The organism is Amycolatopsis sp. SB7-3 (assembly GCF_041021335.1).
Classification (GTDB): Bacteria; Actinomycetota; Actinomycetes; order Mycobacteriales; family Pseudonocardiaceae; genus Amycolatopsis; species Amycolatopsis japonica.
In genome coordinates, this window is the sequence record NZ_JBFPJQ010000001.1 from 1,323,958 (window position 1) to 1,338,472 (window position 14,515).

A 14,515-nucleotide genomic window follows, 5' to 3' on the forward strand; every position below is an offset into this window, starting at 1 on the left:
TCGACCTTCCGGCTCCGGCACGCCCGCCGCCAGCATGGGTCGCATCGACAAGCGGTCGGTGGGAAGGGGGGAACCGGGGTGAGCGCCGAGACCGCGCTGGATGGCGGGGTGAACTGGGATGCCTACAGCCACGAAGAGCTCCACGGGATGCTGTGGCAGGACGCCGACGTCACGGACGTCAGCACGATCGCCGCGGACTGGTCCGGGCACCGGGCGGCCTTGGTCGACCACGCCGAGGTGCTGCGCGAACAGCACGACGCGCTGCTGGACGGCTGGCACGGCAGCGGCGCGGAGGAGGCGGCCAAGCGGCTACTCGTGCTCGCCGAACGGGTGGAGAAGATCGCGGAACTCGCCCACGCCGGCGAGCGGGCCGCGCAACAGGCGGCCGACGCGCTCGCGTGGGCCAGGGCCACGATGCCCGCCCCGGCGGACGATCCGGCCGGACGCATGACGGGCATGTTCTTGGACTGGACCTTCGGCGGAGCCGGTTTCAGCTTCTACGCCGAAACCGGCACGGCCGATCTGCGGAAGCAGCGCGCCGTCCAGACGATGCGCACCTATGAGTCGAGCCTGACGAATTCGAGCAGGCTGATCGGACAGGCACAAGGCACGGTCCCGGCCGCCTCGACCATGCCGGACGTCGACACCACGGTGAGCGCCTCGGCCTCCTCACCGGAGCGCACCACCCCGAGCGGGTCTTCCTGGCAGCGCCTCACCGGGTCCGGCGGGCTCGGACAAGTCCCGGCCGTCAGTGCCGGCCTCACCGGCGCCTTCGTGAATCCTCTCGCGAACGGCGTGCGAGTGGGGGCGGCGGCGTTGCCGGCCGGGCCCGGCGCGATGGCGGCGCAGACGGCCGCCGAACCGGCCGCGGCGCGCACCGGCTCCGTGGGTCAGCCGGCGCCGGTCGGCTCGGGCACGCCTGGCCGGTCCGACGAGGACGACCACACGAACCAGCTGCCGACGATCGACCACGCGCTGTTCCCTCTCGCGGAACCCGCCAGCGAGGCGGTCATCGGTCTTCCCCGGCAGGAGTGGCGATGAGCGCGGGGCGGGGCATCGAAGTCGAGCTGGACCTGCTCGACGCGCGCATCACGACGCTGGCCGAGCTCGGCGATCTCACCGCCGATCTGGTGGCCACCGCGAGCAGGCTCGCGGAACGGCTGCCGATGCTGGGAACCGCGCCGCCCGCCGCGCATCTGGCGCACCGCCTGCGGGAAGCCGCGGGAGGCTCCGGACTCGCGGGCGAGGTGAAGGCCGCGGAACGCGAAGTCCGGGAGTACCAGCAGATGCTGGCGTCCGCCAAACGTGAGTACCAAGAGCGGGAAGAGCGCTCCGGCGACGAACTCAAGGGGCGGGCGTCATGACCCCGCTCGACGAACACGGCACCCGCTTCGCACTCGCGGAGCTGGATCTGCTCGCCACCTTCGCCGGGGTACCGCTGCCGTTTCCGATGCGGATTCCGTCGTTCGGCCGGATCGCGGGCGAACGCGAGGTGTCGCTCAGCGCCGCGGGTGGTTCGCTGGCCGAGCGTGGTCTCGCCACGTCGGAGGGACCCGCCGGCCTGGCCGGGGCTCTGGTCGCCGCGCTGCGCGGGTACCACAGCTCAGTCGATCTGGTGCTGGCCCACAAGGGAAGCTTGACGGGGTTCGCGGCGATGATCCACGAAAACCGAGCGGTCCTTTGTGGACAGACGCTCGGTGGCACGCCGAGCCAGGTGACCGTCATGAGGGTCGCGTACGACGCGGTGGCCGACACTCTCGCCGGGCTCCTTCCCGACGTGCCCGCCGCACCGACCCTGCCGATCACCTTGTCCCCAGGGGCCGCCGGTGACGACCCGGCCGCCGAAGCGCTCGCCACCGTGCTGCCTTCGCTGACCGGACGCGGCCAGCTCGGTGTCGTGCGCCGATCGGGCGCCGAGAAGCGGCCACTCGAAATCTCCTGGCTGGACGGTCCTTCGGGGAGAGTCCGGATCGACCACGACGACCGCGGCTGGGTGAGCGTCAACCCGTTGCGGCACAACGAACTCGTTCACGCACTACGCGAGGCGACGGCACTGGCCAGCCAGTGACGACGCGTTCCATCGAAAAGGGAAGGGGAACACCATGGAGCCGGCACAATGGCTCGCCGACTACCGGGACCGGCTCGAACGCGCCGCGGACGGCGCCCTCCAGGCTCGGGAAAGCCTCGAACAGGCGGGGGCGACGGCACGCTCACCCCGGGGTGAGGTCACCGTTTCGGTCAACGCGGCGGGTGTGCTCGAGGATGTCGCGTTGACGCCCGCCGCGCGCAGACTCGAAGCCGACGCGCTCGCCGTGCTGATCGTGACCACCGCACGCGAGGCCCAGTCTCTCGCCGGCGAACGGATGGCCGACGTGATGGCCGGCTATCTCGGTGACGGTCCGGCACTCACCCGGCTCACCCGGCACCTCTCGCCGGAGGTCGTGCGATGACCGCGGAACGGTCCTACACCGTCGATCCCGATCAGTTACGCCGGCACGCGGGCCGGCTCGCCGCGCACGCCGACCAGTTGTCGTCGCTCGGCACAGCCCTGCCCGGTGAAATGCCGCCGACGGCGCTCGGGCCGTTCGCGCAGTGCTTCACCGCGGGTATCGGCGCCGCGATGAGCCGGACGAGGGACGCGTTCGCCCGCACCGCGTCCGTCATGGACGACGTCGGCGAAGGCATGCGGAAGGCGGCCGGGATGTATCAGAGCACGGACGAAGAACACGCCGCCCGCCTGAACCGAGACGGAGGCGCACGATGACCACCGCGGTGGAGATCGGCACCGCGCTCGCGAACCTGCGTATCGCGCGGGATTCCGTCGGCGGCAAGGAATGGCTGTCCGCGGAGCTCAGCGGCGAACCGGCCGTCTCACTCGACATGCTCGGCTCGACGGCGAGCCCGCTTTCCGCGTTGAGCAGCGCCGGGTGTGACTTCCTGACACCGATGATCTCGTTCCTCGAAGAGCCGCTCGGGCAGCTTCGCGGTGATCCGGGGTCGGTTTCGGCTCCCTCCGCCGAGCACGACCGGGTCTCGCGGGGCGCGAACTCCGTCGCCGAAGACTACGGCTCCACGACGGAGAAAGAGACGAGCGAATGGTCCGGGAACGCGAAGCAGGACTACGCCGCGACGGCGACGAAGCTGGTCGACGGGGTCAAAACGGTCGCGGAGGCCGCGGCGACCAACGCGAAGGCGATCGTCGCGGCCGGTGAGGTGGTGGCGCAGGCCGTCGACATCGTCACCCGGCTGATCACCGAGGCCGTCGGGAAGATCGTGCCGATCATGACGAGGGCCATCGCGGCGGCGCCCGCGACTTTCGGGGCCAGCATCGCCGAGGCGATCCCGGAGTGTGTGGCGATCGCCGTCGAACACGGCGGCCGGATCGCGGCGAAACTCGGCGAGCTGCTCGTCAGCGGCGAAAACCTCGTGAAATTGCTCGAAGGCGTGGCCGGTGTGCTCGACGTCGTCGAGAAAGGTCTCACCGCGATCGGTGAGGCCTCGGCGAACTCCGAAAAAGACTGAGGGAGAAGAGAATGGGAACGAATACCCAGTGGATCGCCGGTGTCGCACTGGCCGTCGCGCTCGCCGTACCGGTCGCGCCCGCGGTGGCGGCCGAGACCGGCGATCACGCCGCCGTACAGACCATGCTCGACCGCTTCCAGCGGAAGGCGGGCCCCGGCGCCGCCGTCCACGCCGGCGACGGTCAGGGCTCGTGGTCCCTGTCGAGCGGCTCGGCCACCACCCCCGGACAGCGGCCCATCACGGCGGACGACCATTTCCGGATCGCCAGCCAGACCAAGACCTTCACCGCGGCCGTGGTGCTCCAGCTGTTCGACGAGGGGCTCGTCGACCTCGACGCTCCGATCGAGCGGTACCTGCCCGGCGTCGTCACCGGGAACTACGACGGCACCGTCATCACCGTGCGGCGGTTGCTCAACCACACGGCGGGATTCCCCCACGACCCCGCCGACGCGAAGACCAAGCCCGACGGCACGTACGACCTGGCCACGCTCGTGCAGGCCGCGATGGACGACAAACCGGTCTCCGCGCCCGGCGCCTACCACTACTCCAACGTCGGCTACCTGGTGCTCGGCCTGCTGATCGAGAAGCTCACGGGCAAGTACGTCGGCGACGCGATCACCGAGCGGATCATCGCACCGGCCGGGCTGACCGAAACCTCGTTCCCGCCGCCGGGAAAGCGCACCATCACCAGTCCGTATCTGCCCGGTTACCAGGGGTTCCAGCTCGGTGGCGCCTACTTCTGGGTCGACATGACGACCTCGTTCGAGCTCTCGAAGTGGAGTTCGTCGGCCGCGATGGAATCCACCTTGACGGACCTCGCGAAGTTCTACCGCGCGCTCGTTTCGGGCACGATCGTCTCGCCGAAGGCCCTCGCGGAGATGCGCACCGTCGTGCCGTGGACGCCGGGCTCCCCCGCCGGGTACGGGCTCGGGCAGTTCAGCCTCCAGTTGTCCTGCGGCGGCGTGGCCTGGGGACACGACGGTTCCCTGCCGACCGGGCACGCGTCGCTGACACTGGCCACCGACGACGGCCGGTTCGCGTCGGTCGTGACCAACACGAACCAGCTCCCGACCGACCCGAGCGCCATCGACGTCGCCAACGCCGCCCTGTGCGAGGGGAGGTAGGCGGGTTGTACGAATCTTGTACGAGCGTGAACAACCTTCCATCGGACCGCGAAACCCGACGAAGGCGAGCGCCCATGTCCGAGCAGCTGCCCCCGGACCCCGTCCGGTCCCCGTTCTCCCGGCGTTCGCTGCTGCGGGCCGGTGGTGGTCTCGCCGCGACGACGGCGCTGCTCGGCACCGGCGCGGTGTTCGCCGAACCGGCTTCGGCCGCGGTACCGGCGTCCAAGCGGTTCGACCTCACCAAGCCGTCCTACGACGAATTCCGCAGCAAGATCCTGCACGAATCGCACCATGTGATGCAGGGCTTCGCCTTCGACAACCAGAACGTGCGCATCTTCATCGTGAACGCGCGCAACGGCGGGACCGGCGACGACCTGTGCGTCACCCAGGTCAACTTCTCCGGCGAGATCCAGGGCGCGATGCATCTGAACAACGCCGGGCACGGGGTGTCGATCGGCGTCGAACCGGTGGGCACCGACTCCTACATCTGGATGGAATGCGACTCGGACGGGCCCACGAGCGCCGGTCGCGGGACGGCGCTGGCGCGGTTCAAGTTCGTCAACGGTGGCACGCCGTCGGTGAAGAAGTTCCTCACCGGCAGCGACACGATCACCTGCGCCACCGATCCGATCAACAAGCGGATCGCGGTGCGCCGCAACGAAGGCGGCAAGATGTTCTACAGCGTCTACCCGCTCGCCTCCGCGGCCGCCGGCAACTTCAGCTCGCCGCTGGCGCATTTCGCACAGCCCGCGCTGTCGACCGTGCCGGTGACTTTCCAGGGTTACACCATCTACGGCCAGTATCTGTACACATTGGACGGTACGGGGCACGAGGATCCCGCCGACATCGACTCCTACGTCACCTGCATCGACATGAACACGGGCACCGTGAAGAGCCGCGCGCTGACCAAGGCTGGGCAGTCGCTGGTGTTCCGTGAACCGGAGGGGCTCGGGATCTACCGGAGCCTCGCCGGGGAAACCCGGCTGTACATGGGTTTCGGATCGCGTAGCAGCATGGACAACATCAACCGCTACGCGAACCTGTTCTACAAGAACGTCCTTATCGACTGACGACTCGCGGCGAACGCGGCCGCCGCCAGGGCGGCCGCGAAGAGCCCGTACGAGACGAACAATCCGGTGCCTGAAGAACTCAGGGCACCGCCGACGGCCCTGCCCAGCAATTGCCCGACGCATTCGGCGGTGATGACGGCGGTCGCGAGCTCGGCGGCGGTGAAACCGCTCGCGTCCGCCGTCGTGGCCCTGATGTACAGGCCCGGGTAAGCGAGTCCGACGCCGATTCCGGCGACCGTCCAGGCGACGAGGGCTATGACGAACGACCCACCGAAGGCCACGGCCGCGGTGCCGAGGGCGGTCAGGCTCAGGCCCACGACGGGAAAGCGCGCGGAGGAGAACTTGGCCGCGACTAGGGTGGTCACCGTCCAGCCGAGCGGGGCGGCGCTCAGGACGATCGCCGCTTGCCCGAGGCTCAGGTGGAAACCGCTCGTCAGGAGCACGGTGATCAGGCTGTCCGCGCCGAAATAACCGATCGCGAACAGCACCATCGCGCCGAGCGCGGCGGGGGTTCCCGGCCGGAGCCGTGCGGTGCCCGGCGGCAGGATCGCGATCATCCCGGCGGCGGTGATCGCCGACCCGGCGAGCGCGAGCGGCCAGAAACCCGCGCTGAACACGACGATCGCCGCTCCCAGTGGCACCGACAGCGTCCGCAGCAAGGGCCGTGAAGTGGCATCCGGTACGTCGCCGCGCGCGGCACGCACGACCAGCAACCGTCCGAAAAGGACGAACGGCACCGGAAGCAGCAGGGTCCACCGCCAGCCGACGAGATGTTCCAGGCCGAGGGTCGCGGCCGGGCCGACCAGGGCGGGCACGATCCACATCGCCGACGACGCCGCGATCACGCGGATCCTCAGCCGGTCGTCGAGATGCCGGATCGCCGAGCTGACACCGAAAATCGCCAGCAGGCCACTGGCGAGCCCGGCCGAGAACTGGCCGAGGGCGAACATCCACGCCGTCCGCGCCGACGCGGCCAGGGTGAGCCCGCCGAGGTAGGCGATCATCCCGACCGCGAGCGTGCCACGGGGGCCCAGCCTGCTGAGAACCCGGCTCGCCAACGGGAGCGCGACGAACAACCCCAGCGTCGAGCCGGCGATCAGGAGTCCGAGGTCGCTCCTCGCGTCGAGATCGCCGGCGACGACGGGCAGCAAGGTGGAGGCGACGAAACCGGTGACGGCGGCCGCGAATTCGAGCGCGACGATGCCGACCGCCAGCCGGATTCCGGTCATGTGTAGAGGTCTCGGTCGTACCGGTTCAGCTGCACCCAGACCCCGTCCGGATCCTGGACGCGCAGCGAGTGACCGAATGCCTCGTCCATCGGCGGGCCCGGCGCGAATCCGGCTGCCCGCAAGCGTTCCGCGACGTCCTCCAGTGGTTCGTCGACTTCGAAGGCCAGCTCACAGCGGCCGACGTCGTCGCCGGACGACCGGTGGATGGCCAGCATCCCGGCCTCGGCGGGCATCTCGACCCAGCCGCCGGGGCGCGACACCGGCCCGGTCCGGAGGCCGAGCACCTCGTAGAACCGCGTCATGGCCTCGACGTCCGCGCTGTAGCGGATCGGCATGATCTTCATCGCTCGCGTTCCTCACTGGTCCGCAGCAGGTACTCCTCCAGCACCCGTTCGACGAACGACGAGAGCGACTCGTCCGCGTCGACGGAGGCGTGCTTCACCCGCTTGATGAGGTCGGGCGGCAGATAGACGTTGAATTGCCGTTTCTCGACCATGCTCGCATGCTAGCAAACGAGCACAAGCAGCACCGTGACCAGCGCCAGCCCCGCGCCGATCCACGGGATGGCGGCCAGCGAAGCGCCCAGATTCAGCGCCCCGGCGGCGAAGGCCGGGGTGAGGCTGATGCCCAGCTGGAAGGCCGAGACCGTGGTCGCGCCTGCCAGAGTCGGGGCGGACGCGGCGATCGTGAAGACCCGCCCGTAGAGCGCCGGATTGAGCACGAAGGCCGCGATACCCAGCAAGAACACCGTCGGCACGACGACCCAGACGGAAGTGGCGAAGAGGGCGAGTATCGCCGAGAAGACCGCGATGCCGACACCGCCGCCGAACAGCGCGTGGTGCGGCCGACGGTCGGAAATGCGGCCGCCGATCGACAGTCCGGCGAAGGCGCCGATCCCGAACAGCGCGAGGACCGCGGGGATCCAGACCGCGGGCACGACGTCCGCGAGCATCGCCGCCAGGTAGTTGAAGGACACCATGTACGCGGCGGTGCTCAGGATGGTGATGGCGTAAACGCCCCAGAGGCGCGGCGTCCGCATGGCGCGCAGCTCCCCCGACAGGCTGGGTTCCGTCGAAGGCGCGGTGGCGGGCAGGCCGACGGCGCACGCGACCACACCGACGACGGTCAGCGTCACGACGCCCCAGAAGCCGCCGGTCCAGTCGGTGAGGTTGCTCAGCAGCGTGCCGACCGGTCCCCCGGCCACCATGGCGACGCTGAGCCCGGCGACCACGACGCCGGAGGCGCGGGCTTTGCGGTCGGGGGTCACCAGGCTGATCGCGGTCACGGTGGCGACCGCGAAGAACCCGGCGTAGGCGAGACCGGCGACGAACCTGGCGACCAGGAGGATCCAGTAGTCGTCGGCGAGCAGGCCGACGGCGATGGCCGCGGCGAAGGCGGCCTGCGTGGTCATCAACGCCGTACGCCGCGGCCATTTCAGGCTGAGCACGGCGAACGGCGGACCGCCCAGGACGACACCGAGCGCGAACGCGGTGATGAGCGCACCCGCGGCGGACAGGGAGACGCCGAGATCGGCGGCGACCGCGGGCAGGACCCCGGCCATCAGGAACTCGGCGCTCCCCATCGCGAACAGGCTGAAGGCGAGGAGGTAGACACCGGCGGGAAGGCGTTTCGTCTCGATCATGGCGCCAGCATCGGGAGATTCTGGCTGTTTCGGCAAAGAACTTTGCCGGAACCGGGACGAGCTGCTCTGCTGGCGGCATGGAGAGCCAACCCGCCGTCACCGCGGCGATCGAACTGATCGCGCCCCGGCTGCGCCGCGCCAGGGACAAGAAGGGCACGACGCTGGTGGAGCTCAGCCGCGCCACCGGCATCTCCACCAGCACCCTGTCCCGCCTCGAATCCGGACAGCGCAAGCCGAGCCTCGAACTGCTGCTGCCGGTGATCGCCGCGCTGGGCCTGCGCGTCGACGAAATCGTCGCCTCACCGAGAGTGCTCGAAGCGCCTTCGGACGGCCGGGCGCTCATCCCGCTCACACGGCACGAGGACGGGCCTCGCGCCTACAAGATGACGATCCCGGCCAGCGACGACGAACCCCGCACTCGAACCCACACCGGCCGCGAATGGCTTTACGTGCTGCGAGGCAGGCTGCGGCTCGTGCTCGGCGACCAGGACGTCGTACTCGGTCCCGGCGAGGCCGCCGAGTTCGACTGCCGGACGCCGCACTGGTTCGGCGCCACCGGCCGCGGGCGGGTCGAGGTGCTCAGCCTCTTCGGCGAACAGGGCGAGCGGATCCACGTCCGCGCCCGCACCCGATGACGTCAGACGCGCTGCTGGATACGGATCAGGTTCCCGGACGGGTCGCGGACGGCGCCGTCACGCAGGCCGTACGGCTGGTCGGTCGGCTCCTGGATGATCTCGGCGCCCGCCTCCTGCAGGTGCTTGAAAAGACCGTCGAGGTCGTCGGAGGAGAACAGGATCCCCGCGTAGGTGCCCTTGGCCATCATCTCGCTGATCACCCGGCGTTCGTCGTCGGTGATGCCCGGGTCGACGGCGGGCGGGTGCAGCACGATCGACACGGGCTGTCCCGGCGGGCCGACGGTGAGCCAGCGCATGCCGTCGTAGCCGACGTCGTTGCGCACCTCGAAACCGAGGAGGTCACGGTAGAAGGCCAGAGCGGCTTCGGGGTCGGTCTGCGGGAGGAAGCTCCCGTGAATGGCGATGTCCATGACGGTCACGCTAGGTGAGACCGGTTCTCGACGCTTCTCGATTCCTGATCGCTCTTCCGAGCTGCTTCGATCGCCTCGACACTGCGATCGACGTCCGCTTCGGTCGTGCTCCAGTTCGACACTGAGATGCGCATCAGGCGCCGTCCGCGCCAAGTGGTCGCGCCCATCCAGCACTCGCCGGACCGCTGGAGGGCTTCGACGACACGGTCCGTATCGCCGTCGAAAGCGACGAGCACCTGGTTCAGCACCACGTCGTTCACGACGGTGACGCCCTCGCACGCGTCAAGTTTCCCGGCGAACCTCCTGGCCAGCGCACAGCATCGTTCGACCATCTCGGCGATGCCCTCGCGGCCGAGTTCGCTGAGCGCGGCCCACGTCGCGAATCCTCGCGCCCGGCGGGAGGATTCCGGCACGAAGTCGCCCGGCGCCCGCACCCCACCGGCGCCCTGGCCGGTCAGGTATGCGGCGGTGACCGCCATCGCGGCCCTGTGCGACTCGGGATGGGCGCAGAACGCGTAGCCGCTGTCGTACGGGACGTTGAGCCACTTGTGCCCGTCGACCGCCCAGGAGTCGGCCCCTTCCAGTCCCGCGGTCCATCGCCTGAGCGTGGGAGCGGCGGCCGCCCAGAGCCCGAACGCGCCGTCGACGTGGACCCACGCGTCGTGGCGGCGGGCGATCTCCGTCGCGGCGGCGAAATCGTCGAAAGCGCCGGTGTTCACGTTCCCGGCCTGGAGGCAAACGATTGCGGGCCCGTCGAGCGTCCTTTCGAGATCGGCGATGTCGAGGGCACCCTGGCCGTTCGCGCGCACCGGCCGCACGGCGTCGGTGCCCAGGCCGAGCAAGCGGAGCGACCGGTCGATCGACGCGTGCCGCTCTTCTCCGGCGACGACCCGCAGAGGTGGCGCCCCGTGCAGTCCCCGGCGCTCGACGTCCCATCCCGCCCGCGCCAGCAGGTGATGCCGGGCGGCGGCCAGGCCGACCGTGTTCGCACCCTGCCCGCCGGTCACGAAGCCGAATGAGGCACCGGCCGGGAGACCGAGGACCTCCTTGAGCCACTCACCCGCCACTTCCTCGACGATCGCGGCGGCGGGCGAGGTGACCTGGTTGAACGCGGGCTGATCCCACCCGGTCGCCAGCATGTCGGCCGCGGTCGCGGCGTCGAGCGCGCCACCGGTGACGAAACCGAAGTACCTCGGCCCGGTGTTCGCCACCAGCGCCGGCTCGACGGCGTCGGCCAGCCGCCGGATCACGTCGGCGGGCGGGGTGGGCTTCTCGGGCAGTTCGCCGAGTTTCTCCCGGACGCCCGTCGTGTCGTCCGGGAAGACCGGGGCGTCGGCGACGCTCTCGCGGTATCGGGTGACGCGGGCGGCGACGTCGGCCAGGAGATCTCGCAACTCACTCATCCGACGGCTCTCTTTCGATCGTCGCGAACCACGCGGGAGCGCCCTCTTCGTCGTGGAACCTCGTCCGGACGCGCTCCTCCACGATGGTCTTCACACGCCATCCTGCCCCGAAGGGCTTTGTCAGCGCTTCACGTTTTACCGGGTGGGGACCGGCGTTCTCGCCGTCGCTGAAGCACAGGATGTAGAGCGCCCCCTTGGTGACCGCTTCGAGGCTCTTGACGTACGCGACGCGCTCGTCCGCGTCGAAAGCGTGGAAGAGCCCGCAATCGAGCACCGTGTCGAACCGCCGCCCGAGCCGCTCCAGGTGAAGCGCGTCCGCCGTCATGAATTCGGCGTCGAGCCCGAGCTCGCTCGCCCTTCGCCGTGCGATGGCGAGGGCCGTCTCGGCGACGTCGACACCCAGCACCGGAAGCCCTCGCGACGCGAGATGAAGCGCGTTCTCGCCCGACCCGCACCCCGCGTCGAGCACCGTGCCGGTGAAGCTCCCCGCCGCCCGCACGACCGCGGGCTGGGGTCCGCCGAAATCCCAGGGGGCGGGGCCTTCGAGGTACGAGGCGTCCCAGGGCAGGCCGGTCATCCGCTCGTGACTGGTCGGGTTCCTGCCGCCGAACGGATCCTCTTGCGACATGGTGACCGCCTTTCCCGCACTCCGGCGTGGCACGACCTCACGAGCTTAGGCGCGACGCCCGTGACCAGCGCGTCATGTGACCTTGGGAAACCTTGTTTGACCTGCGGCGGAATGCCCCGGTACCGTTAGGCGTTAGCACTCTTGTCGGCTGAGTGCCAATGCACGAAGGAGCAGCAGTGCCCACCTACCAATACGCCTGCAAGGAATGCGACCACGCTTTCGAGGCCGTGCAGTCGTTCTCCGACGCGAGCTTGACCGTGTGCCCGCAGTGCTCGGGCCCGCTTCGCAAGGTCTTCAGCTCGGTCGGCGTGGTCTTCAAGGGCAGCGGTTTCTACCGCAACGACTCGCGCGACTCGAAGGCCAACACGACCGCGGCCCCGGCCAAGACCGAGACGAAGTCGGAGTCGAAGACCGAGTCCAAGTCCGAGACCAAGAGCGCGGCATCCTCCTCCACGGGTACCACGAAAACGGCCGCCGCCGCTTCCTGACGTCACGAGTTGTCCACAGGCCCCCGGTTATCCACAGCCGGGGGTTTTCGTTCTTTCCAGGGCCGCGTGCCGCCCCTAGCGTCGAGATCATCACCGATCGACGAGGGGGAATCCCGTGCTCCACGCTCTGCCCGCCCTGCGAAGATTTCGCGGCAGGCCCGCGCGGCTGTTGCGCCGCTGGCTTGCCGTGTCCCTGCTGCTCAGCGGCCTGGCCGCGCTCTTCCTGCCCTCGTCCGTCCGCGGCGCGCCCGGCACCGCGACCGTGGTCTCCGCCCGCGACCTCCCGGCCGGGTCGGTACTGCGCGCCGTCGACCTCAAGCTCGTCGATCTCCCGGACGACGTCCGTCCACAGGGCGCCACCGGCCTGCCCGCGTCGGTGGAGGGACGGCTGCTCGTCGGTGCGGCGCGGGCGGGTGAACCGCTGACCGACGTCCGCCTGCTGGACGCGGCCATCCCCAGATCGGGTGATCCCGAGAGTTCAACTGTGCCGGTGAGGCTCGCCGACGCCGGTGTCACGGAGCTGCTCAGGCCGGGCCAGCGGGTCGACGTCGTCGCGGCCGCCGAAGCCGGGCACGAGGCGTCTGTGCTGGCCAGCAGGGCTGTCGTGGCGGCCGTGGGGGCTCAGGCTGCCCGTGACCCGACGGCTCCCGGCGCCGGGAGCAAGGGACCTTTGGTGCTGCTTTCGCTGCCTTCCGCGATCGCGACACGAGTCGCCGCCACTTCGCTGGAACGGTCCATAACGGTTACCCTCCGCTAGCTCGCGCCTGCCCATGGCGGCGGGCGCCTGCGTCCCCCCGGTATGGAAAGGGACGGTCGGCGAACCGTCCCAGGTGAAGAGGAGAGCGTCTTGCTCAAGGGTTTCAAGGACTTCCTGATGCGCGGGAACGTCGTCGACCTCGCGGTCGCGGTGGTCATCGGCGCCGCGTTCACGGCGATCGTCACGGCCTTCACGAACGGCCTGATCAAACCGTTGATCAACACCATCGGCGGGTCGGACGCCGCCAAGGGGCTGGGGTTCAACATCCTGGCCGAGAACGACGCCACGTTCCTCGACTTCGGCGGCGTGATCAACGCGGCGATCAACTTCGTGCTGGTCGCGGCCGTCGTCTACTTCGTGATCGTGCTGCCGGTCAAGCACGTCCAGGAGCGGCGCAAGCGCGGCGAGGAAGCCGGCCCGGCGGAGCCGACCGACGTCGAACTGCTCACCGAGATCCGCGACCTGCTCCGCGCGCAGCAGAACCGCCAGGGCTGACCCGGTTCACCGGTCGTGATGAGGCGGCCGGTTCTCCAGGAACCACGAGTCGGAGTCCGGGGTGCGCCGCCCCGGCTCTCGCTCGTCGGAGGTCGTGTCCGGCAGGACGTCGCCGAAGATCTCGTCGACCCGTCGTTTCGCCGCCGCGGCGGAGCGCTTGTCCTCGTCTTCACCTGGCATGACGTCCATTTTCGCACCGGTCGCGAGGTCCGCCGACCGGTGGGACCATCAGCGCATGAGCATTGTCGACAAAGCGAAGGGGCTGGCCGCACAGGCCATCCACAAAGCGGAAGAGGTCGCGGGCGAAGTCCGCGAGAAGGCCGGGCCGCTGGCCGAGAAGGCGGGCGACGTCGCGGCCAAGGGTGTCTCGGCGGCGTCCGCCGGGGCGAACAAGGTCACCGGTGGCCGGTTCGAGGACAAGATCGGCCACGTCACCGAGAAGGTGGAAGGAGTGTTGCACCAGGACAAAAAGGGCGAGCCCGGGACAGAGCCCGGACCCGCGCCCAAGAACTAGGCCTCTTCGAGCCCGGACAGCTCGTCGATCACGTACGGCACCAGCGACGAGAGTGTCGCCATGCCGTCGCGGACGGCCGCGCGTGAACCCGCGAGGTTGACCACCAGCGTGCTGCCGGAGACGCCGACGAGCCCGCGGGAGATGCCCGCGTCCACCGCGCCGGCGGCGAGGCCGGACGCGCGCAGTGCCTCACCGATGCCCGGGATCGGGCGGTCGAGCACACCGGCCGTCGCGTCGGGCGTGCGGTCGCGCGGGGAGACCCCGGTGCCGCCGACGGTGATCACCAGGTCGGCGCCGCCGATCACCGCGGTGTTGAGCGCGTTGCGGATCGCGGCCGTCTCGGCCTCGACCACGACGACGCCGTCGACGATGAATCCGGCCTCTTCGAGCAGCTCCGTGACCAACGGTCCCGTGTTGTCCTCGTGTTCGCCGTGGGCGACGCGATCGTCCACGATGACCACCAGTGCGCGGCCCAGCCGTTGTGCGCTCCGTTCCATAGGCACACCGTATCCGGTTTCGGCTGATCTTCGCTTCGGCGGTGCCGCGTAGTTGTGACGATTCCCTGACGTGAGCCGGTGATCCGGCGCCGCCGCCGGAA

22 protein-coding genes are annotated in these 14,515 nt (G+C 69.7%); 13 read left to right on the forward strand and 9 right to left on the reverse strand.

Annotated features, from left to right (window positions below; genetic code table 11):
- Positions 1 to 78: 78 nt before the first annotated feature.
- The 8 genes from AB8M46_RS06385 (at position 79) to AB8M46_RS06420 (ending at position 5,716) form a co-directional block, all read left to right on the forward strand.
- Complete coding sequence (locus tag AB8M46_RS06385) at positions 79 to 1,041, forward strand: hypothetical protein (protein WP_394359800.1); 963 nt, start codon at positions 79 to 81, stop codon at positions 1,039 to 1,041.
- Positions 1,038 to 1,364, forward strand: a complete 327-nt coding sequence (locus tag AB8M46_RS06390) for a hypothetical protein (RefSeq protein ID WP_037340541.1) — start codon at positions 1,038 to 1,040, stop codon at positions 1,362 to 1,364. The genes AB8M46_RS06385 and AB8M46_RS06390 overlap by 4 nt, the downstream gene beginning before the upstream one ends.
- Positions 1,361 to 2,068, forward strand: coding sequence for an ESX secretion-associated protein EspG (locus AB8M46_RS06395; protein ID WP_394359801.1), 708 nt, complete (start codon positions 1,361 to 1,363; stop codon positions 2,066 to 2,068). Before AB8M46_RS06390 ends, AB8M46_RS06395 begins: the two co-directional genes overlap by 4 nt.
- A gap of 34 nt (positions 2,069 to 2,102) precedes the next feature.
- Complete coding sequence (locus AB8M46_RS06400; protein WP_394359802.1) at positions 2,103 to 2,450, forward strand: YbaB/EbfC family nucleoid-associated protein; 348 nt, start codon at positions 2,103 to 2,105, stop codon at positions 2,448 to 2,450.
- Entirely contained in the window at positions 2,447 to 2,764 is a 318-nt protein-coding gene (locus AB8M46_RS06405) for a WXG100 family type VII secretion target (RefSeq protein WP_037340533.1), read from the forward strand. The genes AB8M46_RS06400 and AB8M46_RS06405 overlap by 4 nt, the downstream gene beginning before the upstream one ends.
- Positions 2,761 to 3,522, forward strand: coding sequence for a hypothetical protein (locus tag AB8M46_RS06410; RefSeq protein ID WP_037340531.1), 762 nt, complete (start codon positions 2,761 to 2,763; stop codon positions 3,520 to 3,522). Before AB8M46_RS06405 ends, AB8M46_RS06410 begins: the two co-directional genes overlap by 4 nt.
- An 11-nt stretch (positions 3,523 to 3,533) precedes the next feature.
- The gene (locus AB8M46_RS06415) at positions 3,534 to 4,646 is read left to right on the forward strand and encodes a serine hydrolase domain-containing protein (protein WP_394359803.1); all 1,113 of its coding nucleotides are present in this window, start codon (positions 3,534 to 3,536) and stop codon (positions 4,644 to 4,646) included.
- A 74-nt stretch (positions 4,647 to 4,720) separates the two neighbouring features.
- Positions 4,721 to 5,716, forward strand: a complete 996-nt coding sequence (locus AB8M46_RS06420) for a teichoic acid biosynthesis protein C (RefSeq protein ID WP_394359804.1) — start codon at positions 4,721 to 4,723, stop codon at positions 5,714 to 5,716.
- Here the strand turns inward: AB8M46_RS06420 and AB8M46_RS06425 are convergent.
- The 4 genes from AB8M46_RS06425 to AB8M46_RS06440 are packed head-to-tail and all read right to left on the reverse strand — an operon-like array spanning position 5,692 to position 8,587.
- Entirely contained in the window at positions 5,692 to 6,945 is a 1,254-nt protein-coding gene (locus AB8M46_RS06425) for an MFS transporter (RefSeq protein WP_394359805.1), read from the reverse strand. The two genes, AB8M46_RS06420 and AB8M46_RS06425, sit on opposite strands and share 25 nt — an antisense overlap.
- Positions 6,942 to 7,289: a VOC family protein gene (locus AB8M46_RS06430; protein ID WP_378421354.1), complete on the reverse strand. Its 348-nt coding sequence runs from the start codon at positions 7,287 to 7,289 to the stop codon at positions 6,942 to 6,944. The genes AB8M46_RS06425 and AB8M46_RS06430 overlap by 4 nt, the downstream gene beginning before the upstream one ends.
- Positions 7,286 to 7,441 carry a hypothetical protein gene (locus tag AB8M46_RS06435; RefSeq protein ID WP_037340520.1) on the reverse strand — a complete coding sequence of 52 codons (156 nt, stop codon included), beginning with the start codon at positions 7,439 to 7,441 and terminating at the stop codon, positions 7,286 to 7,288. The genes AB8M46_RS06430 and AB8M46_RS06435 overlap by 4 nt, the downstream gene beginning before the upstream one ends.
- A gap of 9 nt (positions 7,442 to 7,450) precedes the next feature.
- Positions 7,451 to 8,587: an MFS transporter gene (locus AB8M46_RS06440; protein WP_394359806.1), complete on the reverse strand. Its 1,137-nt coding sequence runs from the start codon at positions 8,585 to 8,587 to the stop codon at positions 7,451 to 7,453.
- Between the two features lie 77 nt (positions 8,588 to 8,664).
- On the opposite strand from AB8M46_RS06440, the gene AB8M46_RS06445 reads away from it, so the two are divergent.
- The gene (locus AB8M46_RS06445) at positions 8,665 to 9,222 is read left to right on the forward strand and encodes a helix-turn-helix domain-containing protein (protein ID WP_037340514.1); all 558 of its coding nucleotides are present in this window, start codon (positions 8,665 to 8,667) and stop codon (positions 9,220 to 9,222) included.
- 2 nt (positions 9,223 to 9,224) lie between these two features.
- On the opposite strand, the gene AB8M46_RS06450 is transcribed toward AB8M46_RS06445, so the two are convergent.
- From AB8M46_RS06450 to AB8M46_RS06460, 3 genes are read right to left on the reverse strand one after another with little or no spacing between them, the layout of a single operon-like run.
- Complete coding sequence (locus AB8M46_RS06450; RefSeq protein WP_038522339.1) at positions 9,225 to 9,632, reverse strand: VOC family protein; 408 nt, start codon at positions 9,630 to 9,632, stop codon at positions 9,225 to 9,227.
- A 5-nt stretch (positions 9,633 to 9,637) separates the two neighbouring features.
- Positions 9,638 to 11,035 carry a pyridoxal phosphate-dependent decarboxylase family protein gene (locus AB8M46_RS06455; RefSeq protein WP_394359807.1) on the reverse strand — a complete coding sequence of 466 codons (1,398 nt, stop codon included), beginning with the start codon at positions 11,033 to 11,035 and terminating at the stop codon, positions 9,638 to 9,640.
- Positions 11,028 to 11,663 (reverse strand): class I SAM-dependent methyltransferase, encoded by a 636-nt coding sequence (locus tag AB8M46_RS06460; RefSeq protein WP_394359808.1) that lies wholly within the window; start codon positions 11,661 to 11,663, stop codon positions 11,028 to 11,030. Before AB8M46_RS06460 ends, AB8M46_RS06455 begins: the two co-directional genes overlap by 8 nt.
- 176 nt (positions 11,664 to 11,839) lie before the next feature.
- On the opposite strand from AB8M46_RS06460, the gene AB8M46_RS06465 reads away from it, so the two are divergent.
- From AB8M46_RS06465 to mscL, 3 genes are all read left to right on the forward strand, one after another.
- Entirely contained in the window at positions 11,840 to 12,151 is a 312-nt protein-coding gene (locus AB8M46_RS06465) for an FmdB family zinc ribbon protein (RefSeq protein WP_037340509.1), read from the forward strand.
- A gap of 115 nt (positions 12,152 to 12,266) precedes the next feature.
- Positions 12,267 to 12,908, forward strand: coding sequence for an SAF domain-containing protein (locus AB8M46_RS06470; RefSeq protein WP_394359809.1), 642 nt, complete (start codon positions 12,267 to 12,269; stop codon positions 12,906 to 12,908).
- Between the two features lie 90 nt (positions 12,909 to 12,998).
- Positions 12,999 to 13,403, forward strand: a complete 405-nt coding sequence (gene mscL, locus AB8M46_RS06475; protein WP_005155596.1) for a large-conductance mechanosensitive channel protein MscL — start codon at positions 12,999 to 13,001, stop codon at positions 13,401 to 13,403.
- 6 nt (positions 13,404 to 13,409) lie between these two features.
- On the opposite strand, the gene AB8M46_RS06480 is transcribed toward mscL, so the two are convergent.
- A complete protein-coding gene (locus tag AB8M46_RS06480) occupies positions 13,410 to 13,583 on the reverse strand; it encodes a hypothetical protein (RefSeq protein WP_174491993.1) in 174 nt (57 codons plus the stop codon).
- Positions 13,584 to 13,638: 55 nt separating this feature from the next.
- On the opposite strand from AB8M46_RS06480, the gene AB8M46_RS06485 reads away from it, so the two are divergent.
- Positions 13,639 to 13,917, forward strand: a complete 279-nt coding sequence (locus tag AB8M46_RS06485; RefSeq protein WP_073846255.1) for a hypothetical protein — start codon at positions 13,639 to 13,641, stop codon at positions 13,915 to 13,917.
- Here the strand turns inward: AB8M46_RS06485 and AB8M46_RS06490 are convergent.
- Positions 13,914 to 14,414 (reverse strand): molybdenum cofactor biosynthesis protein B, encoded by a 501-nt coding sequence (locus AB8M46_RS06490; RefSeq protein ID WP_005155592.1) that lies wholly within the window; start codon positions 14,412 to 14,414, stop codon positions 13,914 to 13,916. The two genes, AB8M46_RS06485 and AB8M46_RS06490, sit on opposite strands and share 4 nt — an antisense overlap.
- Between the last annotated feature and the right edge of the window lie 101 nt (positions 14,415 to 14,515).